Origin of the sequence: Hymenobacter sp. 5317J-9 (assembly GCF_022921075.1) — a bacterium.
GTDB lineage: Bacteria > Bacteroidota > Bacteroidia > Cytophagales > Hymenobacteraceae > Hymenobacter.
Genome location: NZ_CP095050.1, coordinates 2,119,558 through 2,142,878, shown reverse-complemented (window position 1 = coordinate 2,142,878; position 23,321 = coordinate 2,119,558). Strand labels below are relative to the sequence as shown.

Annotated in this window: 15 protein-coding genes; 7 read left to right on the top strand and 8 right to left on the bottom strand. The window is 58.6% G+C overall.

What is annotated here, in order from left to right; genetic code table 11:
- Positions 1-27 precede the first annotated feature (27 nt).
- Positions 28-2,856: a prolyl oligopeptidase family serine peptidase gene (locus MUN81_RS08935; RefSeq protein ID WP_245116953.1), complete on the top strand. Its 2,829-nt coding sequence runs from the start codon at positions 28-30 to the stop codon at positions 2,854-2,856.
- A gap of 234 nt (positions 2,857-3,090) precedes the next feature.
- Here MUN81_RS08935 and MUN81_RS08930 read toward each other — a convergent pair whose 3' ends face one another.
- On the bottom strand, positions 3,091-3,642 hold the full coding sequence (locus tag MUN81_RS08930; RefSeq protein WP_245116952.1) for a hypothetical protein: 552 nt from the start codon (positions 3,640-3,642) through the stop codon (positions 3,091-3,093).
- 132 nt (positions 3,643-3,774) lie between these two features.
- On the opposite strand from MUN81_RS08930, the gene MUN81_RS08925 reads away from it, so the two are divergent.
- A complete protein-coding gene (locus MUN81_RS08925; RefSeq protein ID WP_245116951.1) occupies positions 3,775-5,691 on the top strand; it encodes an ABC-F family ATP-binding cassette domain-containing protein in 1,917 nt (638 codons plus the stop codon).
- A gap of 210 nt (positions 5,692-5,901) precedes the next feature.
- On the opposite strand, the gene MUN81_RS08920 is transcribed toward MUN81_RS08925, so the two are convergent.
- The 4 genes from MUN81_RS08920 to MUN81_RS08905 all read right to left on the bottom strand — a co-directional run bounded on the left by MUN81_RS08920 (position 5,902) and on the right by MUN81_RS08905 (position 10,569).
- On the bottom strand, positions 5,902-8,475 hold the full coding sequence (locus tag MUN81_RS08920; RefSeq protein ID WP_245116950.1) for a pectinesterase family protein: 2,574 nt from the start codon (positions 8,473-8,475) through the stop codon (positions 5,902-5,904).
- A 263-nt stretch (positions 8,476-8,738) separates the two neighbouring features.
- Positions 8,739-9,581 (bottom strand): hypothetical protein, encoded by an 843-nt coding sequence (locus tag MUN81_RS08915; protein ID WP_245116949.1) that lies wholly within the window; start codon positions 9,579-9,581, stop codon positions 8,739-8,741.
- A gap of 79 nt (positions 9,582-9,660) precedes the next feature.
- Positions 9,661-10,020: a DUF952 domain-containing protein gene (locus MUN81_RS08910; RefSeq protein ID WP_245116948.1), complete on the bottom strand. Its 360-nt coding sequence runs from the start codon at positions 10,018-10,020 to the stop codon at positions 9,661-9,663.
- 162 nt (positions 10,021-10,182) lie between these two features.
- Complete coding sequence (locus MUN81_RS08905) at positions 10,183-10,569, bottom strand: hypothetical protein (RefSeq protein WP_245116947.1); 387 nt, start codon at positions 10,567-10,569, stop codon at positions 10,183-10,185.
- A 166-nt stretch (positions 10,570-10,735) separates the two neighbouring features.
- Between MUN81_RS08905 and hppD the strand changes: the two genes are divergently transcribed.
- The 5 genes from hppD to MUN81_RS08880 all read left to right on the top strand — a co-directional run bounded on the left by hppD (position 10,736) and on the right by MUN81_RS08880 (position 17,588).
- Positions 10,736-11,869 carry a 4-hydroxyphenylpyruvate dioxygenase gene (gene hppD / locus MUN81_RS08900; RefSeq protein WP_245116946.1) on the top strand — a complete coding sequence of 378 codons (1,134 nt, stop codon included), beginning with the start codon at positions 10,736-10,738 and terminating at the stop codon, positions 11,867-11,869.
- A 141-nt stretch (positions 11,870-12,010) separates the two neighbouring features.
- Positions 12,011-13,252, top strand: a complete 1,242-nt coding sequence (locus tag MUN81_RS08895; protein WP_245116945.1) for a T9SS type A sorting domain-containing protein — start codon at positions 12,011-12,013, stop codon at positions 13,250-13,252.
- Positions 13,253-13,373: 121 nt separating this feature from the next.
- Complete coding sequence (locus tag MUN81_RS08890) at positions 13,374-15,110, top strand: phospho-sugar mutase (protein WP_245116944.1); 1,737 nt, start codon at positions 13,374-13,376, stop codon at positions 15,108-15,110.
- A 155-nt stretch (positions 15,111-15,265) separates the two neighbouring features.
- Positions 15,266-16,894, top strand: a complete 1,629-nt coding sequence (locus MUN81_RS08885) for a TaqI-like C-terminal specificity domain-containing protein (protein ID WP_245116943.1) — start codon at positions 15,266-15,268, stop codon at positions 16,892-16,894.
- Positions 16,869-17,588: a hypothetical protein gene (locus MUN81_RS08880; protein WP_245116942.1), complete on the top strand. Its 720-nt coding sequence runs from the start codon at positions 16,869-16,871 to the stop codon at positions 17,586-17,588. The genes MUN81_RS08885 and MUN81_RS08880 overlap by 26 nt, the downstream gene beginning before the upstream one ends.
- 297 nt (positions 17,589-17,885) lie before the next feature.
- Here MUN81_RS08880 and MUN81_RS08875 read toward each other — a convergent pair whose 3' ends face one another.
- The 3 genes from MUN81_RS08875 to MUN81_RS08865 all read right to left on the bottom strand — a co-directional run bounded on the left by MUN81_RS08875 (position 17,886) and on the right by MUN81_RS08865 (position 23,234).
- Positions 17,886-19,988, bottom strand: coding sequence for a hypothetical protein (locus tag MUN81_RS08875; protein ID WP_245116941.1), 2,103 nt, complete (start codon positions 19,986-19,988; stop codon positions 17,886-17,888).
- Between the two features lie 213 nt (positions 19,989-20,201).
- Complete coding sequence (locus MUN81_RS08870) at positions 20,202-21,218, bottom strand: hypothetical protein (protein WP_245116940.1); 1,017 nt, start codon at positions 21,216-21,218, stop codon at positions 20,202-20,204.
- Between the two features lie 333 nt (positions 21,219-21,551).
- Positions 21,552-23,234, bottom strand: coding sequence for an AarF/ABC1/UbiB kinase family protein (locus MUN81_RS08865; RefSeq protein ID WP_245116939.1), 1,683 nt, complete (start codon positions 23,232-23,234; stop codon positions 21,552-21,554).
- Positions 23,235-23,321: the final 87 nt, after the last annotated feature.

Sequence of the window (23,321 nt, the reverse complement as noted above, 5' to 3'; positions counted from 1 at the left end):
ATATTTGGGAATAATCCCTTTCCATTTATGCCCAAGTCCATTCTATTAGCTGCCGCGCTGGTTTGCCAGCTGCCCGCGCTGGCCCAGCAGGCCCCCAAAAAGCCGCTCGACCACACCGTTTACGACCGGTGGGAAAGCGTCGTCAACCCCAAAATCAGCAACAACGGCAAGTTTGTGCTGTACCAGGTGAAGCCCCAGCAGGGCGACGGCACGCTCTACCTCAAAACGGCCGGCAACCGCCTGCTGCAGCAGATACCCCGCGGCGACTCGGCCGTGTTCAGCGCCGATTCCCGGTTTGTGGTGTTTGCCATCAAGCCGCCCTATGCCGACGTGCGGCAGGCCAAAATCAAGAAGAAAAAGCCCGAGGACATGCCCAAGGACTCGCTGGGCATCTACTCCCTAGAAACCGGCAAGCTCACCAAATACGCCAACGTGAAGGGCTTCCAGCTGGCGGAGAAGGCGTCGGTGCTGGCCTTTCTGGCCACCAAAGCGTCGGTGAAGGATGCCGGCAAGAAAGCCCCGGCCGACACCTTGAAGAAAATCACCGATAACCTGCTCGAAACCAAGCAGGCGGGCGCTACCCTCACGGTGGTGAGCCTGCCCAGCGGGGCTATCCGGGAGTTTGCGTCCGTCACCGATTACCAGGTGAGCAAGCCGGGCAACCAGGTGGCGTTTGCCGTGGCGGCGCCCAAGAACAGCAAGACCGTGGCATCGGGCCTCTTTCGCTACGACGTGGCCGCGGGCCGCCTGAAAAAAGCCACCTCCGGCAAGGGCACTTACAAGAACATTGCTTTCGATGACGCGGGCAAGCAACTGGCCTTCACGGCCGAGAAATACCCGGAAAAAGCGCTGTCGAAGCCGTTCAGCCTGTACTATTCCCCCCTGGGCGCCGACAGTGCCCGGGTGCTGCTGGCGCCGGGCGCCCAGGTGCTGAAGCCGGGCTGGTCGCCGAGCGGCTTTGGCAAAATCGTGTTCAGCGACAACGGGGAGAAGCTGTTTTTTGGCACCGCGCCCGACCCTATTCCGCAGGATACGACCATCGTGGAATTTGAAACCGCCAAGCTCGACATCTGGAACTACAAGGACGACTACCTGCAGCCCACGCAGCTCAAGAACCTGAAAAAGGAGCTGCAGCGCAACTACCTGGCCGTCATCTACCCCCGAAAAGGCAACCGGTTCCTGCAGCTCGAAGACGAGTACCTGCGCGAGTCCTTCCTTGCCGAAAACAACAACGCCGAGTACGTGCTGGCCCTCACCGATACGGCCAAGCGCATTGCGGCCCAGTGGGAAGGCGCCGCGCGCCGGCAGGCGTTTCTGGTGTCTACTACAACCGGCGAGCGCATTGCCATCAACCCGCAGGCCATTAAAAGCCGCTTTCAGCTTTCGCCCAACGGCGAGTGCGCCCTGTGGTACGACGACGCGGCCAAGGCGTGGTTTTCCTTTGCGGCGGCCACCCGCAAAACCACTAATCTGACCGGCAAGCTCCCCGTTTCCTTCACCGACGAAGAAAACGACTCGCCCACCGACCCCGAAGCCTACGGCGTGGCCGCCTGGACCAAAAACGACGAGGCCGTGCTGCTTTACGACCGGTACGACATCTGGAAAATCACCCCCCAAACCGGGGCCGCCGTCAATTTCACCAACGGCATGGGCCGCGCCGGCAAGCTCACGTTCCGCTACCGCATTCCGGTGGAGAAAAAGAAGTTCATCGAGCCCAAAGACGAGCTGCTGCTGCTGGCTCAAAACAATGACACCAAGCAGTGGGGCTACTACCGCAAGGCGATTGCCAGTACCAAAGCGCCGCAGTTTGTAACCATGGGACCGGTGAGCTACTCGCCCCTGATGCAGGCCAAAAACGCCGGCACGCTGCTCTACACCAAGTCGGGCGTGAGCCAGCCGGCCGACGTGTACGTGAGCACCGACCTGCGCAAAGAGACCAAGCTGAGCGCCATCAACGCCCAGCAACAGGACTACAACTGGTTTACGGCCGAGCTGGTGCACTGGACCACGCCCCAGGGCCACAAGGCCACCGGCGTGCTCTACAAGCCCGAAAACTTCGACCCCGCGAAGAAGTACCCCCTGATTTCGTACTTCTACGAGAAGCTCTCCGACGGCATCTACCGCTACCAGGCCCCGGCCCCCACGCCCTCGCGCCTCGACATTGCCATGTTTGCCAGCAACGGCTACCTCGTCTTCACGCCCGACATCAGCTACACCGTGGGCGAGCCCGGCCCCTCGGCCGTGGAGTACGTGAACTCGGGCGTGGAAGCGCTGAAGAAAAACCCGTGGGTCGACGGTGCCCACCTCGGCATTCAGGGCCAGAGCTGGGGCGGCTACCAGGTGGCCTATCTCATCACCCAAACCAACCTGTACGCCGCCGCCTGGGCCGGCGCGCCCGTCGTGAACATGACCTCGGCCTACGGTGGCATCCGCTGGGAATCGGGGGTGAGCCGGCAGTTCCAGTACGAGCGCACCCAAAGCCGCATCGGCGGCACGCTCTGGGAAAAGACGGACGCCTATATCCGCAACTCGCCGCTGTTCTCGCTGCCCAAGGTGCAGACGCCGGTGGTCATCATGGCCAACGACGCCGACGGGGCCGTGCCGTGGTACCAGGGCATTGAGATGTTTACGGACCTGCGCCGCCTGGGCAAGCCCGTGTGGCTGCTCCAATACAACGGCGAGGCCCACAACCTGGTGAAGCGCGAAAACCGCAAGGACATTTCCATCCGCGAGCTGCAGTTCTTCGACCACTACCTGAAAGGCGCGCCCGCGCCCGTGTGGCTGGAGCGCGGCGTGCCCGCCGTGGAGAAGGGAAGGAATTGGGGCCTGGAACCGGCGAAAGGCACCGGGATGTAGAGACGCAACATTTTGCGTCTCGGCGGCCGCGCCGTTAGGGTTTTGTTCGGGTCTCGTCCGAACGTTACCGTTCAACGACGAGACGCAAAATATTGCGTCTCTACTCCTACTGATACAATCAACGCAAAGGCCCGTTTGCCAACCGGTAAACGGGCCTTTTGCAGTTTAAAACCTCCCCCCCCCCGCCGCGACGGGGCGTGTCGGCCGCCGCTGAAGGGGCTTAAGGCACCTCAGTTACGGCACGTAGTTTTCGACATGGAATTTATATTCCTTCTCGACACGAACTTCTGTGTTCCTTTTCTCCCACAGGCCATAAGTAATGGCCATGTCAGAAATTGGCTTCCTTGTTAAATCCTTGAAGAAGATTGCAAGCAGCATGAAATCCGCTTTATCATTCAAATCAACCTTGTCCTTTACAAGGCTATAGCCGAGTTTACTCTTCCCTTCAATTCCTCTATCAAATGCAATTATAGATACGTTGTCGGTTCGACCTATACTTGCTTTCGTGACTTCACTACCATCAACACTATACATTACCCGCATGCTTACGACTGGCGGAAAATCCTTTGCTTTAGCCGCTGACACATGAAAGAAAACAATAACGTCTTTGCCATCTACTGTATCAATGACATTCGCTGTTACGAATCGCATGTTATAGGATGGCGCGTCTTGTGCCCATGTACTGGTTGGTAGTGAACCCCACAGAATAAGGAGTAGTACGCTGAAGCGCATCAGGCTATATCGTAATTTTATTGCGATTGGGTATCGTGTTTTATTAGTTGACATGTTTTGCAAAGGGTAAGGTAGAACTGCAAAGCAAGCTACATTGAAAACTTATAGCGCTTGATAGACGCAATCCAGTAAGACACTTACTTGAACCTCCCCACCCCGCCCGCCCCGGCCGTACCTTTGCGGCCTATGAACCTGTTATCCGCCGAGAACATCTCGAAGAATTACGCCGACCGCTGGCTGTTTAAAGACCTCAACTTCGGCCTCAACCAAGGCCAGCGCGTGGCCTTTGTAGGCATCAACGGCACCGGCAAAACCACCCTCATGAAGGTGCTGGCCGGCCTCGAAGCCCCCGACACCGGCTCGGTGAGCGTGCGCAAGGGCATCCGCGTCACCTACCTGGGCCAGAACCCCGTGTTCGACGAAAGCCTGAGCGTGGAGGCCACCATCTTCGCCAGCCAGAACGACACGCTCCGCGCCATCCAGGAGTACGAGCATGTCGTGAACGACCCCAACCACAAGCCCGACGACCTCCAGCGCGTGCTCGAACGCATGGACGCCCTCAACGCCTGGGACTACGAAGCCCAGGTGCAGCAGATTCTGGGCAAGCTCGGCATCCTCGGCGAGCTGCTCACCCGCAACGTGAGCCAGCTCTCGGGCGGGCAGCGCAAGCGCGTGGCCCTGGCCCGCGTCCTCATCGAAGAGCCCGACGTGCTGCTCCTCGACGAGCCCACCAACCACCTCGACCTAGCCACCATCGAGTGGCTCGAAAACCGCCTGAACTCGCCCAGCCTCACCCTGCTGATGGTGACCCACGACCGGTACTTCCTCGACAAAGTGGCCAACGAAATCGTGGAGCTCGACAAGGGCCAGGTGTACCGCTACCAGGGCAACTACGCCTATTTCGTGGAGAAAAAGGCCGACCGCGAAATGCGCGAAACCGTGGAAGTGGAGAAGGCCCGCCAGCTCTTCAAAAAGGAGCTGGAATGGATGCGCCGCATGCCCCAGGCCCGCGGCACCAAGCAAAAAGCCCGCATCGACGCCTTCTACGTCACCAAGGAAAAGGCCAGCACCAACCTCAACAAGCAGCAGATTGAGTTGAGCGTGAAAACCACCCGCCAGGGCGGCAAAATCATCGAAGCCGACCACCTGAACAAGGCGTTCGGTGATAACGTGGTGTTGGATGATTTCAGCTACGTCTTCAAAAAGAAGGACCGCATCGGCCTCGTCGGTCCCAACGGCGCGGGCAAATCTACGCTGCTCAACATGCTCACCGGCAAGCTCAAGCCCGACAGCGGCACCATCGACGTGGGCACCAACACCGTGTTCGGCTACTACACCCAGACCGAGCTGGAATTCGACCCCTCGCAGCGCGTCATCGACATCGTGAAGGAAGTGGCCGAAGTGGTGGAGCTCGCCAACGGCGACGTGCTCACCGCCAGCCAGTTCCTCAACCTGTTCCTGTTCCCGCCCGCCCAGCAGTACACGCTGGTGAGCAAGCTGAGCGGCGGCGAAAAGCGCCGCCTGCAACTGCTGCGCGTCCTCATCAAAAACCCCAACTTCCTCATTCTCGACGAGCCGACCAACGACCTGGACCTGGCCACGCTCAACATCCTGGAAGACTTCCTGCTGCACTTCACCGGCTGCCTGCTCATCGTGAGTCACGACCGGTACTTCCTCGACCACCTCGCCGAGCACCTCTTCGTGCTCGAGCCCGGCGGCGCCGTCCTCAACTTCCCCGGCAACTACACCGACTACCGCGAGTACCTCGAAGAGCGCGAAGCCGAAGCTGCTTTAATTGAAGAAGAAAAGGCCGCCAAAGCCGCCCGCGCCGCCGCCAAGCTGGCCGCGCCCGCCGCCGTGAGCACGGCCGTCGCCCCGTCGCCCCAAAAGCGCCGCGCCACCTTCGCCGAGAAAAAGGAGTACGAGCAGCTTGAAAAAGCCATGGCGACTTTGGAAACCGAGAAGCAAGACATCACCGCCAAGCTGAACGGCGGCGCGGGTAGCCCGCAGGATTTCGCGGCCTGGGGCGCGCGGCTATCGGCCCTGAATGCGGAGCTGGAGGAAAAGGAACTGCGCTGGTTGGAGCTGGCGGAGCTGGGGTAGACTCCTAAAGCAACGTCTGCGGTAGAGACGCAATATTTTGCGTCTCGTCGTTGAACGACCAGAACTGTGCCGTCCGCACGAAGCAGGCGTCACCTTTCAACGACGAGACGCAAAATATTGCGTTTCTACACCGTTCAGGCAATTCCAATTACCTTTCAAAAAGGAGGCAAGGCCGCATGGCCTTGCCTCTTTTTTTGCCTGTTCAATCGGCTACTCCTTGTGCAGCGGCACCGTAAACTGCTCGGCCCCGCTGGAGTAGCGCACCACGTAGTAGCCGGGCGCAAGAATGTTGAGGTTCAGTGCCGTTTGTTGGGTGCCCGCGCCGCAGGTCACCTGCGCCACCTGCTGCCCGAGCAGCGAATACACCGCAACACGGGCCTCACGGGTAGCGGCCGGGTGCCGCACCAAGCACTCAGATGTGGCAGGGTTAGGATAGAGTTGCAGCACATGCGTAGCCGCCCAGCGCGTGCCACTAACCACATTGGCTTCGCCTTTCACCTGCACGTTTTTCAGAGTGGCGAAACGAGTGGTGACGGTGGTGGAGCCGCAGCTGAAATACACCCGGAACGTGAGGCGCTGTCCGGCCGCCAGGGTGAGGCCCGTGGCTCCGGCAAAGGCCAAGCGGTAGGTGCTGCTGGCATTGGTGGTGAGAATAGGCGTAGAAAACCCGCCATTGGCCGAGCTGAGCAGAAGGCCGCCGGGCCCTTTGCCCCCGCTCACATCGGCCGAGTCGGTGGTGAAACCGCTGCGTGACCACACCACAGCCAGCTTGGTATTGCTCACCGAGCCGGTGACGTAGGCGTTGAACACCAACGAATCGAGCCGCACGGCCGCGCTGCCGCTCGGGCCCACGGTGAATTGCTCGTAGTACGTCCGGTTCAGGTTGCCGCCGGGGCCGCCCAGGGCGGTGGTCCAGGCGCCATCGGCCACAGGTGCAAAGGCCTGCCCGTAGGTGCGCGAATACGGTGGAATGGTGGCCGCGGCCGAGCCGCTCGACACCACCAGCTTGCGCAGCGTGGGCGTGCTGGCTTGCAGCGCGGCCACGCGCACGGCGGCGCTATCCTGGCTACTACGCGCCATGGGCCACCACTGCAGCACCACCGACTGCGGCAAAGCTGCCGCCTGCTTCAGCCCCGAAACCGGCACATTTACCGTCACGGCCCCGGCGCTGGCCAGCGTCAGGTTGCCGGCGTAGGTGCCCACGGCCCCCGCATTGAGGCGCACGCTGAGGGTGGTGCTGGCCACGGCGCCGGCGCTGCTTTGGGGCAAAGTCAGCGGTGCGGCGTTGCCAAACCAGGTCGAGCCACCGTTGGTCGAGACTTCAAAGCCGGCCGGCGGCGTCACTGTGACGGCGCCCGTTAGGTTTTCGGCGCTCACCAGCAGGTTTTGCATGGCCGAGGGCGTAGCGCCGCCCTGCAAAAAGGCTTGCAGCGTACCCGAGGTAAAAACGGTGGGTGTGCTCGAAATTTCCAGCGTATCGGTGACGTGCGTGGCCAGCCCGGCTTTCGAGGCTCGCAGGTAGTAGTAATACGAGGTGCCCGGCGCCGGAATGGGGTCCGTGGTGCCGAAATTGATGTTGGCGGCCACCGCCGAGGTGGTACTGTAAAGCTGCGTGTACGTGCCGCGGCGCGCCGTGCTGCGAAACAGCTGGTACTGCACGCCCGCAATGAGCCAGCTGCTGTTCCAGGTCAGGGCCGAGGGCGCCGTACCGCTGCCTTTCACCGCCCAGAAATTCGACACCGCAATGGCCGGGTCCTGGTGCCCGCAGAAATTGGGCAGTACGGTGCAGGGGTCCCAGTTGCCCAGCACGGCGGCGCGGGTGTAGTTCACCGTGTCAGCGTCGGCGAGCTGAAAAGACCACGGCACGCGCTGGCTGACATTCACCAGATTGCCGCTGAAATCGCGGCTTTTGTATTCGGCGTACTGAATGACGCTGGTCACCGTGCCCGCGTCCCATACCTGCCAACCTGCGGGCTTAATGGAATTGCCCATGGTGGTGTTCAGCCACACCACGCGGGAGGCCGAGCGGTCGGTTGGCGTCGAGCCCAAATCGTTTTGCCAAGGCCGGCCCAGGGTGTAGGTAGTGGTGCCCCGGTTTTCGGGAATGACACAATTGCGAAACACAAACCCATAAGCCTGGCCGGGCTGCGTATTGGCGGCGGTGATGTAGCCGCCGCTGCCACCGTCGCGCCGGGTGCGCGGGTAAATGATGCAGTTTTCGAACAGCCCCCGGCCCGCGCCAAAGATGAAATCCACCACGCCATCGATGTAGCATTCTTTGAAATAGCTGCGGTTGCCGGCCTGCGAGTTGAGCTGCATGGTGTCCTGCCCGCCCAGGAAACGGCAGTTTTTAAACGCCACCCGGTCGCCGGTGATGTACATGGCCAGGCCCTGCGGCGCGTCGCCATACGAGTTTTCAAAGGTGATATTCAGCGCGCTGATATCGGAAGCATTGATAATAACGCTGGCCGAGTTGCCCGGAAACGACGGCGTGTTGGCGTCGTTCCAGGTCAGCACGGTGCCCGCCACGCTCTCCCCGACGAATTGCAAAAACGGTTTGTTGGCGGGCACCGTGAGCTTCTCCCGGTACTTGCCGTTTTTGATAAAAATGGTGAAAACCGTCGTGCGGCCCGTGGGCGCCGCGTTGATGGCGGCCTGCACCGTCCGGTAAGCGCCCGAACCGTCTTTGGCCACTACCAGGTCGAAGGCCTGGGCCTGGGCGCCTTGCGCCAGCAGGAGCAGCGCGGTCAGCAACAAGGCAAAAAGCGTAAAGCGTTGTTTCATATGGCACAGCGTGGGGTTAAAAACCAGTAGCCTACCCCGCCCGTGGCGGCGTAAGCCAGCGACTAAAGGTGAAAGCCGCGCTTGTAGAAACAATGCAAAATGGAATAAATAGTAGCGGGAACGTTGCCGGCAACGTTCCCACATGCGCCCCTACCCTACTCAGCCTTCACGCAGCGACTACGGAATCCTACCGCTTGCTCAGCTCAATCAAAAAAAGGCCCTCGCAACGCTGCAAGGGCTTTCCATCAAATCTGGCCTAACGCTTACTGCCGCTTGCGCACCTGCGCAAACTCCAGCGGCACCACGGTGCTGCCCACGGGGGCTTTCAGCACGAAGCCGTCGGCAGCGTCGTAGCGGGGGAAGTAGAGGTAGCCGCGCACCTGCTGGCCGGGCTCCAGGGTCACCTTGCGCAGGGCGTAGTCCTGCAGCATGGCGGCGCGCTGCTGCAGCACTTCGGCGGCCACGGCGTGCTCAATTTTAGTGGCGCTGGAAATGACGTTGTAAGCCACGGCGGCATCGTGAATGGACAAGCGGCTTTGGTATTGGGCCGGGGTTTCGCGCTTGCCGATGCTGGCCACGTCGGTAGCCAGGCTGGCCGCCGCCAGGCCCAGCCCCAGCCAGTCGAAGCGGGCAGCCTTCTCGGCTTCTTTGTCGGCTTTGGCCTTCAGCGCGCTGATTTCGGGCTCTGGGTCGAAGGCGGCCACGGCCTGGGGCGGCAGCGGCGGCAAGGGCAGCGCCATGCTGGCGGCGGCCACGGCGGCGGTCACTTCGGCGCCGGGCAGGGGCTTTGGCCGCTTGGTTTTGGGCTCGGTCGCGGGGGCCGGCAGGCGGTTGGCTTCGTATTGAAACGCGGCCGGGTCGACCACCAACGAACGACGGGTTGGGTTGCGGTACTCGGCCTCGAATACCACGCGGTTGGCCTCGTAGCACACAAAGCTCAGGCGCACTTCCACGCTATCGGCCACGGCCTGGGCCTGCTCGCGGCCCTCGGCAAACAGGCCGGTCGATTTGACGGGCTTCAAGCCCAGCTGATAAGTGGGGGCGCAGGCCGTGGCCAGCCCCACCAGGGCCAGCCAGCGCAACGGACGCAAGTGGAGAGACAGCATAAAACGGAACGTTTTAGAGGTTTGCTTCTGGGCGGAAGATGCGCCGCACCGCGCGGGGGTTGCACCGGCCTTTAAAAATTTATTCGCCCGCCGAATGCAACTCCAACGGCAACCGAAATTCTCCCTCTTGATTGGCCTCAAGGGGCCAGACGCGGCAAATGGCACCCAGCGGCACCGGGCCGAATACGTGCGCAAAATGCTGCTGTCGGCTCTCGACCCATTCGCGCTCTACGCGCACGCCGGCGGCGTCTAGGGCTGCTTCGTCCCATTCCAGCAAGAGCAAATCGGTACGGCCCGCGTAGTAGCGGCGCGCAGTTTCCAAAATCTGGTGCTGTTCGGAGGAGTGAATGAAACCCTCGGCGGCCAGGTCGGCGCTGGCGAAAAAGCCGGTTTGCCGGGCACGTTGCCAATCGGCGGGCTCGGCGATGCGGTAGAGCATATTGCGTTTATATAAAAAGTGGTAAAGCAGAACGTCATGCTGAGCGCAGTCGAAGCATCTCGCGTGTGGATGTAAAATCTTACGATTGAATTACTTCCCCACGCGAGATGCTTCGGCTGCGCTCAGCATGACGTTCTTTTTATTCGATGCCCAGGCGAAGGCTTACGCCTTCCACAGCTCCTGCTGCACGGTTTTGCCCACCGTGAGCATGATGCGCACGGGGTTGGGCACCAGCGTGATGCGGGCTTCTTTGCCGGGGTATTTCTCCGAGTCAACCCACACGCCTTCTTTGGGCGAGGGCGTCGAATTGGGGTTGCTGGGCAGGTAGGCGGTGGGCAGCAGCACGTCGGTGTCCGACTTCAGGTCGGTGTGCACCTTGTCGAGCGCCGTTTCGAGGAAGTCGCCGTACTCGTCGTTGAAATCGTCTTCGAGGTCGTGCAGGGCCTCTTCCACGTCGTCGTAGCGGGCGTCGTCGTAGGTGAGGGTGTGCAGCTCGGCCTTTTTCTCAATCAGGGCCACGAGGGCGCGGTTCAGTTCTTCGGTATTCATTGGGTGGCGCTAAGGCAGATGATTGGGCACAAAAATGGGAATGAATTGCCAAACCTGCGCGGCGCCGCCCGCGCGCCGGCACCACTTCGAGCCCAACGCCGTTCGGAATTAATCAAACCCGTATTTTTACCGCGTTCATTCCCCACCCTTTTCCGTATCTCCACCCATGCAAACCATGACCTCGCCCGAAGTGCTGGCCCAGCCCGCCCAGGACTTCCTCCCACTCAAAGGCACCGACTTCGTTGAATTCTACGTGGGCAACGCCAAGCAGTCGGCCTACTACTACCAGGCCGCGTTCGGCTTCGAGCTGGTGGCCTACGCCGGCCCCGAAACCGGCCTGCGCGACCGTGCCAGCTACGTGCTCCAGCAGGGCAAAATCCGCCTGGTGCTCACCACCTCTCTCCTGCCCGATTCTGACATCACCCGCCACGTGGCCCAGCACGGCGACGGCGTGAAGGTGATGGCCCTGTGGGTGGACGACGCCCGCCAGTCGTGGGAAGAAACCACCAAGCGCGGCGCCAAATCGGCCTTCGAGCCCTACACCATTGAGGACGAGCATGGCAGCATGACGCTGGCCGGCATCTATACCTACGGCGAGAGCGTGCACACCTTCGTGGAGCGCACGAATTACTCGGGTCCGTTCATGCCCGGCTTCGTGGCCAAGAGCAGCGGCGTGCCCCAGGGCGCGCCGGTGGGCCTGCTGCACGTCGACCACTGCGTGGGCAACGTGGGCTGGGGCGAAATGAACCAGTGGGTGAAGTTCTACGAGGACGTGATGGGTTTCAAACTCCTGCTCACCTTCGACGACGAAGACATCTCGACCGAGTATTCGGCCCTGATGAGCAAGGTCGTTTCCAACGGCAACGGCTACGTGAAATTCCCCATCAACGAGCCCGCCGAAGGCAAGAAAAAGTCGCAGATTGAAGAGTATCTCGACTACTACCACTCGCCCGGCGTGCAGCACATCGCCATCGCCACCAACGACATCCGCGCCACCGTGACCGAGCTGCGCCGCCGCGGCGTGGAGTTCCTGAGCGTGCCCGGCGCCTACTACGAAGACCTGCTGGAGCGCATCGGCGCCATCGACGAAGACCTGGAGTCGTTGAAAGCCCTGAACCTGCTGGTGGACCGCGACGAGGAAGGCTACCTGCTCCAGATTTTCACCAAGCCGGTGGAGGACCGCCCCACGGTATTCTACGAAATCATCCAGCGCAAAGGCGCCAAGAGCTTCGGCAAAGGCAACTTCAAAGCCCTGTTTGAAAGCATCGAGCGCGAGCAGGCGCTGCGGGGCAACCTGTAGAATCGGAAGCCATGTTTCGGCTGATGTGAGAACGTCATGCTGAGCAAAGCCGAAGCTTCTCTACTGCACAAGTAATTCATTACTATTGCGGTAGAGATGCTTCGGCTGCGCTCAGCATGACGTTCTTTTTTGCTCCGTGCTATGGTAAAAACGGCTATTTCCTTTTTGCTGCTGCTGGCCTGCTTCCCGGCCCGGGCCCAGAGCGGCTGCACCGACCCGCGCGCCACGAACTACAACCCGTCCGCCACCGTCAATGACGGCTCGTGCCAGTACGCTACCACCAGCGCTCCGCTGGTGACGAAAACGCCGCTGGGCAGTGCCGTGCCCGAAAGCTCGGGGCTGATATACACCGACCGCAACCTGTGGACCCACAACGACAGCAACAACACACCCAGCTTCTACAAAATTGATTCGACCTCGGGCGCGATAGTGCAGCAGGTAGTTATCACCAACGTCATCAATGTTGATTGGGAAGACATTGCCGCCGACGCACAGAATCTCTACATCGGCGACTTCGGCAACAACAACGGCGACCGGCGCGATTTGCGGGTGCTGCGCGTGCCCAAAGCCGACATCGGCACCGGCGCCAACGTGTCCGTGACGGCGCAGGCCATCAACTTCAGCTACCCCGACCAAACCACGTTCAGCCCGGCCACCAACAACCACAATTTCGACTGCGAAGCCTTCTTTTACTCGAACGATTCGCTGCACCTGTTCACGAAGAACTGGGCCGACCTGCGCACCAAGTATTACACCATTCCGGCCCAGCCCGGTACCTACGTAGCGCATTTCAAAGGCAGCTTCAACGTGAACGGGCTGATTACGGCTGCCGACCTCAACCCCGCGGGTACTGGCGCGGCGCTGCTGGGATATAATGCCAGCACCGGCGCCACTTTTATGTGGCTGCTGTCGGACTTTCGGGGCGGGCAGTATCTGAAAGGCAACAAGCGCCGGATTGAGCTGCCCAACGCCCTACTCATCGGGCAAGCCGAAGGGCTAACGTTTGTGGACCAGTACCGCGTTTTCCTATCCAATGAGCAGATAAACAGTATTGTTAACGTTCCGGCGCGGTTGTATGCGCTGAACACGCGGCCCTGGCTGGCGCAGGCCGTGCCCACCGCCGCCCGGCAAGCGGGCAGCGCTGGGGTTTCGGTTTCGCCCAATCCGGCACGGCAGGCCATTCGCATAGCGCGGGGCACTGAGCTGGCGGGCGCGCTGCGGCTGGTGCTGCAGGATGTGCAGGGCCGCACCGTGGCCACCGGACAGCTGGCCGCCGGCCAGTCCACGCAGGAACTGCCGGTAGCCGGGCTGGCCGCCGGCATCTACGTGCTGAAAATGGAGGCGACCGGCGCCGTGTTTTCGCAGAAAGTGGAGCTGCAATAGCCGCAACCCGCACGGCCTGGCCAATTTTGCAGGGTCTCAAAGTCCGCAAGCTGGCCTTTTCCCGCCAACTTTCTTTCCTTTACGGCCGTTTCCGCCCAACCGAACCCTATTCTTTCGCCCCATGCCCCTCACCCCCGAAGTCCAGAACACCATCAATACCTGGCTCACGCCCGACTACGACGCCGACACCCAGGCCGCCATCCGCCAGATGCAGGCCAGCGGGCAGGACGACCAGCTCACCGACGCCTTCTACCGCACCCTGGAGTTTGGTACGGGCGGCCTGCGCGGCATCATGGGCCCGGGCTCGAACCGCATGAACCGCTACACCCTGGGCATGGCCACGCAGGGCCTGTGCAACTACTTGCTGCAGAGTTTCCCCGGTCAGCAAATCAAGGTGGCCGTTGCGCACGACAGCCGCAACAACAGCCGCGCCTTTGCTGAAATTGCCGCCGGTATTTTCTCGGCCAATGGCATCGTGGTCTACCTGTTTGAAGCCCTGCGGCCCACGCCGGAGCTGTCGTTTGCCATTCGGGAGCTGCAGTGCCAGAGCGGCTGCGTCATCACGGCGTCGCACAACCCCAAGGAATATAACGGCTACAAAGTGTACTGGAACGACGGCTCGCAGGTAGTGGCGCCGCACGACCAGAACATCATCGCCGAAGTCAACAAAATCACCAGCCCCAGCGAGGTGAAGTTCGAAGGCGACCCGTCGAAAATCATCAGCATCGGGGCTGATATTGATGCGAAATATTTTGCCGCCGCCAAGCAGCTCAGCATCGACCCCGCAGCCATTCAGCGGCAGCACGATTTGAACATCGTGTACACGCCAATTCATGGCTCGGGCGTGACGCTGGTGCCCGGCCTGCTGCGCGAGTTCGGCTTCACCAACGTGAACGTGCTGGAAGCCCAGGCCACGCCCGACGGCAACTTTCCCACCGTGCAGTCGCCCAACCCGGAGGAGAAAAGCGCCATGCAGCTGGCCCTCGACCAGGCCAAGGCCACCAACGCCGACATCGTGCTGGCCACCGACCCCGACGCCGACCGCGTGGGCGTGGGCGTGAAAAACGACAAGGGCGAGTGGGTGCTACTCAACGGCAACCAGACCGCCGCCGTGCTCACCCACTACCTGCTGTCGGCCCGCCACCGCGCCGGCCAGAGCACGCCCAAAGACTACATCGTCTACACCATCGTGACGAGCGAAATCCTCGGCGACATTGCCCGCTCCTTCAACGTGAAGAGCTACCGTACGCTCACCGGCTTTAAGTACATCGCCGGCCTCATCCGCGACCTCGAAGGGCGCGAAACCTACATCGGCGGCGGCGAGGAGAGCTACGGCTTCCTCATCGGCGATTTTGTGCGCGACAAAGACGCCATCTCGGCCTGCGCGCTGGTGGCCGAAATGGCCGCCGTGGCCAAAGACAAGGGCCGCACGCTCTACCAGGAAATGGTGGAGATGTACGCCCAGTACGGCCTCTACGTGGAAGACCTGATTTCCCTCACCAAAAAAGGCCAGCGCGGCGCCGAGGAAATCCAGGAGATGATGGCCAGCCTGCGCGCCAACCCGCCCGCCACCATCGCCGGCCTGAAAGTGGTGGAAATCCGCGACTACAAAACCGGCCGCATCCACGACCTGCGCACCGGCCTGGCCACCGACACCGGCGTGGAAAGCTCCAACGTGCTCCAGTTCCTCACCGAAGACGGCAGCAAAATCTCGGCCCGCCCCAGCGGCACCGAGCCCAAAATCAAGTTCTATTTCAGCGTGAAGCAGCCGCTGAAATCAGCCGTCGATTTTGACCTAGCGCAACGGCTGGCGCACGAGAAAATTCAGGCGATTATTGCGGACATGAAGCTGCAGTAGTTCAGATAATTTCGCTGTCACCAAAGTCGGATTGTTTCGGGAAATACACTTGGTGTGCTTCCCGAAACGACCCTCTTTACCTGTCATATATATACTGAAGCAACTGTTATAATCTGTAAAGCAAGATTAAACAATAATTTCACTACCTTTGAACAATGCAGACAAACATATTTGGTGAAGCAGTGCAGTTAGGGCTGACAATTGAACAAGCAGCAAAAACAGCTAATGTTTCATCTGCGACAATCAGGAACTGGATTAAAACGGGATATCTAATTCCCTTGAGTAAAGGGGTGGTTTCCCAAGACTCCTTAAAAGCATTTATGTCGGATGTTGCAGGCAAAGAAAAGCTGACTGCAAGAGCCAATAAACTAATGAAGGATGCTCATGACCACAATGATGTTTCAGAAAAGGTAAATTCACTATTTCAAAGTTATACGGGAGAGAGCATAGGCATTGAGTACGAAAATTCGCTCTCGTATTCTTATAGAAATAAGGAAGGGATTTATTACACGCCGTCTTGGATTGTAAAGGATTTATTTAACGATATTGAAATCAAGGCTAGCTTCACGTTCTTAGACCCTTGCTGTGGTTCTGGTAATTTTCTTATTGAAGCTATCAGGCAAGGTGTTGCTCCTGAAAATGTTTATGGCTTCGATATAGATAGCAATGCAGTTGCAATTACTAAGCAACGAATAAGAGATGAGTTCGGCTTCGCTGCGGTCAATATAAAAGTTGGCGACTTCTTACAAGAAGCTCACAAAATGAGCAGAGTAGACACCTGCTTTGACCTCATTTTCACAAATCCACCTTGGGGCAAAAAGATTGATAAGTCAGAGAAAGAAACCTTCTCAGCACTATATGGCTGCGGCAACAGCATAGATACTACATCCCTATTTTTCGGCGCAAGCTTATCCGTTCTAAAACCTAACGGAATTATAGGTTTCTTAACACAAGAAGCTTTTTTTAATATAGGAGCATTCGAGCATATAAGAAAATTGCTTATTTCAAAAAAAATAGCTCGTTTTGTTGATTATGGCAAAGCTTTTAAGGGACTATTAACAAAAGCACAAGCCATCATTGTTGAGAAAAAGTCAGCTACTCCTAATGACGTAGTTAAGTGTTGTGCCGGCACTAACTCGTTTTACAGAAAACTAGATTCATTTAAAGAAAACCCCAAGCATATATTCAACTTTTGGGCTGATGAAAATCAAGCACAGGTTATCAATCAAATTTTCTCTATAAAACACACTACACTTAAACATGGAGCAAATTGGGCATTAGGAATTGTAACAGGCAATAATGATAAATTTTGTAGCAGCGAGCCTAAAACTGGCTACGTTCCGATTTACAAAGGGTCGGATATTACCAAAAACGGTTTGAAAGAACCAAGAACTTTTATTTTGAATAATTTTGTAGGCTTTCAACAAGTCGCCCCGCTAGAACTGTATAATGCTCCAGAAAAACTCATTTATAAATTCATTTCATCTGATTTATGCTTCTATCACGACACACAACAAAGGCTTATTCTTAATAGTGCAAACATGCTTATTCCTAAGATTCCGAACTTAACCGCAAAACAACTCACGCACCTACTAAACAGTGATATAATCAACTGGCTTTTTAACAAACTGTTTTTAACCCATAAAGTACTTAGAGGGGATTTAGAATTATTACCAATCCATTTTGATTACTTTTCAACTCATTCTGAGTTTTCGGAAACCGACTACTTAAACTATTTACAATTAACTAAAGCAAGTGATGGAACTTACAGAATTAAAATTTAGAATAATTGAATCGTTTACCGGCTCAGAGTCAGACCTCGATGAGGTACTGAAGTTAGCTGAAGATGACCAACCTATATTTCCGTTTAACGAATATGAACATTTAATCTGTGGCTTGATTAAAAAAGGTGGCTTTACCTATGAACAATACATTGACATTAGAAGCGAATATATAAGTGAGAATCCAAACCTTTGGATTTTTGAGATTTCCGCGCCAAGAGGTTTTGGTGAGAGATTTGCCCAAACCTATGTTCAAGGAAAATGCTCCAAGCTACAAATTCCTAGCAGAAAACTTGAGCAAAATTATTCAGGTGATTACGACTTGTTGTTGGATGGAATAAAAATTGAAGTAAAAGCCTCAAGAGCTGTTGATAGTGACAGTGATGCTCCCCTGTACGTGAAAGCCCTTTCCAGGCATTCCGACAAAAATTTCTTAATGAACTTTCAACAGTTAAAGCCACAATGTTGTGATGTATTTATTTGGGTTGCCGTTTTTAGAGACCAAATTGTACTTTGGGTCATGAGCAGTAAAGATGTGGTAACAAATCCATCTTTTTCAAAAGGACAACACAGAGGGAATAAGGGCAATGAAGGACAACTACATATCAGAAGAGACAATATTGGTCAGTTAGCACCTTACGAGTTACAGGGAGACAACTTAGAGCAAGCTATAAGAGCGGCTGCACAGCGAAATTAAAAAAACTCCGCACAACCTTGAGTTGCCGCCGTGACCGACGTATTTCTAGGCAAAATTTTTTGATTTCTCAAGCGCATTATAGATTTTTTTACTAAAAGGCCCGAATGCGATGAGCACAGAAATTATATCGCTAAGAGGGTGTTAGGATTTTGCCTAAACTACTTCAGCATGACGTGCTTTTTAAATTCCCTAACACCCTTTAACTGTTAGTTCAACTATTTCCTAAAAAAACTAGCCGCAGTAGTATCGTTTTCCGTAGCATCAATTACCGCTCCCGCTGATATACTAATTTCACCCCTACAACCGCACCCCAATGCCCGGCCCCAGCATGAAAAACCACTGCGAGGTGCCCAGCAAATAGCCGCCGCCCAAGTACAGCGGAAACGTGAATTTGGCCTCGCGCCGCGTGGGGTACACCGAGCCGAGGATGACAACGCCCAAGTCGCGGTTGGCGGTGCTGCTGCCCAGGTTGAAGGCGTTGAGGGCCACGAAGCCGGCGCCGATTTTGTAGGGGCGCAAGCGGTTGATTTTGTTGGGGCTGTAGAAGCTGAATTGGGCCAGCGTGGCCAGCGAGATGCCGCCCAGGTCACCGAATTTATCTTCTTTCTGCTTGCGCGTGAGCAGGCCGGCCGGGAAGCTCACGTCGATGTCGAATTTGTAGCGGCGCTTTAGCACCAGCTCCACGGTTTGGGTGTAGCCGGGTTCGCCGTATTGGCTGGCCTGGTGCTTCACCGTCACGAGGATGCGGCTCCATTCGTCGAGGTCGTAGGTTTTGCGGCTCAGTATGGAGTTGAGGCTGAGCGGGTCGGTGCGACACTGCTTGTCGGCGTAGAAGGCGGCGCGGGGTGAGTTGTCGCCGGGACAAATCACCACGTTGTCGATGTTGCGCAGCTCCACCAAATCGCCTTTGGCATTCACGGTGCGGATTTCGAAGCTCAGAAACTGCTTACCAAACAGCTGCTCGCCCTTGTCGATACCCGCCGGGTTGAACTGAAAAACCACGTCGCGGATAGTGCCGTCGTACAGCACCGGGCCGTTGAGCTTGGTGATTTGCCGGGCCGCGTCGCCATAAGTCACCGACACAAAATCCAGGGGGTGCGGCCGCTGAAACTCGCGCACGCTGAGGGCATAGCCCGTGGGCTGGCCCAGGTTGTAAATCGTGCTTTTGCGCTTGTCGTAGCTCACCGGCACGCGCACCCGGTATACCAGCCGCGCATCGGTCCGCACCGACGAATCGGAAGGAATAACGGGGAGGTCCTCGAACGACACGCGCGCCTTTTGCAGGCCCTCGCCTTCGAGGCGCACGTCCACGGTTTCGCCGGGGCTCACGCTCAGGCCGGGCGTCCATTCGCCGCCGCGGTGCAGCACCTGCACGTTCCGAATCACGGTTTGGGGCGTGATGTCGAGGTTGGTGAGGTAGCGCGGGGCGTCGTTTTCCTTGATGTAGAGGTAGCCGGCGGTTTGGCGGTGGGTGTTGTAGGGCCGGAAGTAGCACAGCACCCGGTCGTTGCTCAGGTACTGGCGCGTATAGATTTCGGCGATGAGCTCCCCACCGGGTTCTTCCTGGTCTTCAATGCGGTAGGTGCGGTGCAGCTCGAAGCTGCGGCCGTTGTCGAGAATGAGCTCCACGCCGCGCCGGCGGCTCACGTCGTCCATGGTCACGCTGCGCTGGTCGGGCGAGAGGAAGCGGAGGCGGCTGGCTTTCACGTTGAATTCCTGCTTCAGCACCGGCAGCTGGTAGCTGAGCTTGTTGCCGGGCAGCAGCGTGGGCCGCTCGGTTTGCAGCCTGAGCTGCAGCGTGCGCTGGCCGAGCTGGTTGGGCAGCACGTGCAGGCGCAGCATGCCGTTGCTTTCGGCCAACAGGCGGTAGTCGAACTCGGGGCCGCGCACCCATTCGCCCGTCACATGCACATTGCGCGGGTTGGAGCTGGTAAGCTCAAACACCTTCTCTTCCCCCACAAACAACTCGTTATCCGTCACGCGCAGGGCCAGCGAGGTGCGCGCCAGCGGCAACAGCGGCACCACCTGCCGCAGCGGCGCCCGCCCGGCCGAGTCGGCTGCCTGTTCCACCACCAGACGTAGAAACTGGCTGCTGGTCAGGTTCTGAAACTTGAGGCGGGTGCGGAAGCTGCCGTCAGTTTCTTTCGTCAGCGAATCGAGCTGCTGATAGTCGAGCGTGCGGCGCAGGCGCAACGGCTTGGCAGTGGAGGTGTTGGCCGGGTACAGGCGCAGCTCCAGCGTCTCATCGTCGCGCCGAAACCAGAAGTAGAGCGTTGGCGTGCCTTGCACCAGCACCGTGTTGCGGCTGAGCGAATAGGTGGCGGTGTCGGCGCGCAGGCTGGCTTCGCGTAACACCGATTGGTCTGTCGGGATTGTCTGGGCCGCGGCATTGCGCGGCATCAGTCCCAATAAAATACCAAAAACAAGCAGGATTACGCGAACGAACAACGAAGCAGGCATGTAGGCGCGCGGGCAGCAATAGCGCCCACGCCGCAAAGGTCGGGTCCGTCCGGCGCGGTCACAATGCTTCAAGGCCAAATAATTGCAGAAGCGAGTACAAAAACGGGCCAAGCACGCCGGGAATCCAAACGTGTAGTGACGCGCCCTCCCCTATCAAAACACGAAGTTGAACGCCGCCTGGCCCAGCACGCCGCGCAGGTCCCGGCTGCGGTCGTGCAGCGGCACGAAGTAGCTGGCTTTGGTGTCGAGCAGCACGTGCTTGCTCTTGAAAATCTCGACGCCCACGCCCAGGTTCAGGTTGGGGATGAACTCGGTGCCCCGGTCGTTGTTGCGGTTCAGGATGAAGCCGCCCAGCTGGTAGCAGGTGTAGAGGTTGAAATAGCGCCGGCGGCCGCGCCCAAAGTTGCGCGGGTAGAAATCCTGTCCGAAGTTGATGACGAACAGTTCGTTCACGAAATCTTCTTCGCCGGTGTTGCCACTCACCGGGCGGTACATGCCCACGTTCAAATAGCTTTTGCCGCGCGTGACGAGGTACTTGAGGGCCACGCCCGAATACGCCGGGGCGGTGAGCCCGGCTTTGGGGCTGTCGAGGTGCAGGTAGGCGTATTCCACGCCCGGCATGTTCACGAAGCTGATGCGGCGGTTGCCGGTGGGGAAGCTGATTTCGTCATAGAGGCGCAGCGTGACGTAGGCCTGGCGGGCGTGGCCGGCAATGTAAGCCTGCTGCTCGCGCACGCTCAGCAGGCGGTCGGTGGCGCGGTCCAGGTCGCGGCGCAGGCTGGTGCGCTCTTCGGGGGTGCCCGTGCCTTTGGCCAATTGCTGCTGCATGCCCTCTATCTGGTCGGTGGTGCGCTTTTCTTCGGCCCGCAGCTCGCCGGTGCGGCCGCTGAGGTCGTGGGCATTCACGTTGTTTTCAACCACAAAGCCCAGCGACGCGGCCAGCGAATCGAGCGGCAGCAGGTACGGCGCGGGCAGGGCAAACTCGGCAATGAGCTGCTCCGGGGTTTCCTCTTGCTTCTGCACCCGCACCGCGCGCTGCCGAATGAAGCCCGCCAGCGCCGTACGCGCCTCGGCAAACTTCGTCACGGCCACGGTCAGGTGTTTTTGGGTGTCATAGGTCTCGTCCGCGAGTTGCTCGGGCGCTTTGCCGCGCCCTTGGGCGCTGGACAAGCCGGGGCTAAGCAGGGCGCAAGCAAAGAGAGTAACGCAATAGCGCTGGACTGCTCCGAGGGTAACGGTATTCATGGGGTTTTCCGCTGGGATTAACTTCTGTCATTAGCGACAGACAGCGGAAAGGTAGAAGTCCAACAAACCGGCAGGCAACGTTAAATTCCATTTTTCAGGACTTTAGCAAATCCCGCTTCATCAGTATTAATACGTTAATTACCAGCAATTAATCACATTAAACCCGATAAAATAAAGGACTTTGCCAGTTGAAGCAAAGAGCCCGCCTGCGGCGTGATTAATGGCAGTTTTGCCTCGATGTCATCGCTGCCTGCGGCCTTATTTCTCCCGCCGGCCGGTACCGAGCAGCAGCAAAACCAGCAGCATGAAACCCGTGGCGCCCAGGCTCCACCAGGTTATTTCGGGCACGCCGCGGTGGTATGGCATGTCGGGGGAGTAGCGGCCCATAAGCGAGAGGCCCGAAAACAGCAGCCCGCCCACGCTTAGCAGGGCCAGAATGGTGCGGCTCACGAGCTGGTCGGCCTTGCGCAGCAGGGTTTGGTAGCCCACCAGCTCGAACTTCAGCCGCAGTTCACCCTTGCTGATTTTGCGCACAATCTGGCGCACGTCGGCTGGCAAAGTCTGGAGCAGGGCCAGCAGCTGCGTGCCCGTGTATTCGGCTTCGCTGAGCAAGTTGGCCCGCGAGTATTGCTCCCGAATAATCTTGGCGCCGTAGGGCCGCACAAATTCGAACGTGTTGAAGCTGGGGTGCAACACCTTGCCGATGCCTTCCAGAATCACCAGCGCCCGCAGGATGAGGAACACCGCGCCCGGCACCTGCAGCTTGTAGTTGTAGATGACGGTTTGCAGGGCATCGGCCAGGTCGCTCATGCTCATTTCCTTCACGTCGAGCGTGGCGAAATCCTCAATAAGCTGGCTCAAATCGGACTCGAACGCGCGCATGTCCGGTATCTCGGCCGTAAGAGCGAGGCGGCGGAAGTTGAGGGCCATGCTGCGCGCGTCCTGCCGCGCCATGCCGATGAATACGCCCGCGAAGGCGTACTTCTGCTGCTTGGTGAGACGGCCCACCATGCCGAAGTCGATGAGCACCACCGTGCCATCGGGGCGCACCAGCACGTTGCCGGGGTGCGGGTCGGCGTGGAACACCCCAAACTCAAAAATCTGCGTCAGGTAGATGTCCATGCCGTTTTCGGCCACGGTTTCCGGGCTCAGGCCCCACTCCAGCAGTTGCGCTTTGTCGGTGATTTTGCAGCCGCTCACGAACTCAATCACCAGGATGCGGGCCGTGCTCAGCTCCCGAAACGGCTTCGGGATGTAAAACGTGGTGTAATCGGCGTAGAGCTTCCGAAACTGTTCCATCGAGCGGGCCTCGGCCGTGTAATCCAGCTCTTTGCTCATGCTGCGCTCGAAGGCGTCCACGATGTCCTGCGGGTTGGCCAGGCCTTGCTTTTGCAGGAAGCCGCTGGTGAGGCGCACCAGCTCGTGCAGCAAGGCCAGGTCGGAGCGCACTTTGTCGCGCACGCCGGGCCGTTGCACTTTCACCACCACTTCCTCGCCCGTGAGCAGCCGCGCGCGGTGCACCTGCCCGATGCTGGCCGAGCCCAGGGTGGTGTCGTCGAACTCGCTGAATACCTCCGAGATGGGCCGGCCCAGCTCTTCCTCGATAATCTGGCGGGCCACGGCCGTTTCAAAAGGCGGCACGTTGCTTTGTAGCTTCTCAAACTCGTCAATCAGCGCCTCGGGCAGCAGGTCGGCGCGGTTGCTCATGGCCTGGGCCAGCTTGATGAACGTGGGCCCCAGCTCTTCGATGATGAGGCGCACCCGCTCCCAGCGCGTGGTTTCGAACACCTGCCGGTCGGCGCGCTGCCAGTTGAGGCGGCGGGCCTGGCTCACGAGGCGGCGCAGGGGCGTGGTGGTCACCACGTCCTCGAAGCCGTAGCGCAGCAGCACTTCGGCCACTTGCCGAATCCGGGACAGGTTAGAAATCGTGTTTTTGAACATTGAAAGCGAATGTAGCGCTTTGGGCCGGCCACTGCGTAATCGGACGCCGGACTAGCAACGAAAAACCCCGTTCACGAGACGCAAACG

Bases quoted from the DNA above. Each gene is read 5' to 3' on its own strand.
- MUN81_RS08935 (WP_245116953.1), top strand. From the start codon at position 28: ATGCCCAAGTCCATTCTATTAGCTGCCGCGCTGGTTTGCCAGCTGCCC.
- MUN81_RS08930 (WP_245116952.1), bottom strand. From the start codon at position 3,642: ATGTCAACTAATAAAACACGATACCCAATCGCAATAAAATTACGATAT.
- MUN81_RS08925 (WP_245116951.1), top strand. From the start codon at position 3,775: ATGAACCTGTTATCCGCCGAGAACATCTCGAAGAATTACGCCGACCGC.
- MUN81_RS08920 (WP_245116950.1), bottom strand. From the start codon at position 8,475: ATGAAACAACGCTTTACGCTTTTTGCCTTGTTGCTGACCGCGCTGCTC.
- MUN81_RS08915 (WP_245116949.1), bottom strand. From the start codon at position 9,581: ATGCTGTCTCTCCACTTGCGTCCGTTGCGCTGGCTGGCCCTGGTGGGG.
- MUN81_RS08910 (WP_245116948.1), bottom strand. From the start codon at position 10,020: ATGCTCTACCGCATCGCCGAGCCCGCCGATTGGCAACGTGCCCGGCAA.
- MUN81_RS08905 (WP_245116947.1), bottom strand. From the start codon at position 10,569: ATGAATACCGAAGAACTGAACCGCGCCCTCGTGGCCCTGATTGAGAAA.
- hppD (WP_245116946.1), top strand. From the start codon at position 10,736: ATGCAAACCATGACCTCGCCCGAAGTGCTGGCCCAGCCCGCCCAGGAC.
- MUN81_RS08895 (WP_245116945.1), top strand. From the start codon at position 12,011: ATGGTAAAAACGGCTATTTCCTTTTTGCTGCTGCTGGCCTGCTTCCCG.
- MUN81_RS08890 (WP_245116944.1), top strand. From the start codon at position 13,374: ATGCCCCTCACCCCCGAAGTCCAGAACACCATCAATACCTGGCTCACG.
- MUN81_RS08885 (WP_245116943.1), top strand. From the start codon at position 15,266: ATGCAGACAAACATATTTGGTGAAGCAGTGCAGTTAGGGCTGACAATT.
- MUN81_RS08880 (WP_245116942.1), top strand. From the start codon at position 16,869: ATGGAACTTACAGAATTAAAATTTAGAATAATTGAATCGTTTACCGGC.
- MUN81_RS08875 (WP_245116941.1), bottom strand. From the start codon at position 19,988: ATGCCGCGCAATGCCGCGGCCCAGACAATCCCGACAGACCAATCGGTG.
- MUN81_RS08865 (WP_245116939.1), bottom strand. From the start codon at position 23,234: ATGTTCAAAAACACGATTTCTAACCTGTCCCGGATTCGGCAAGTGGCC.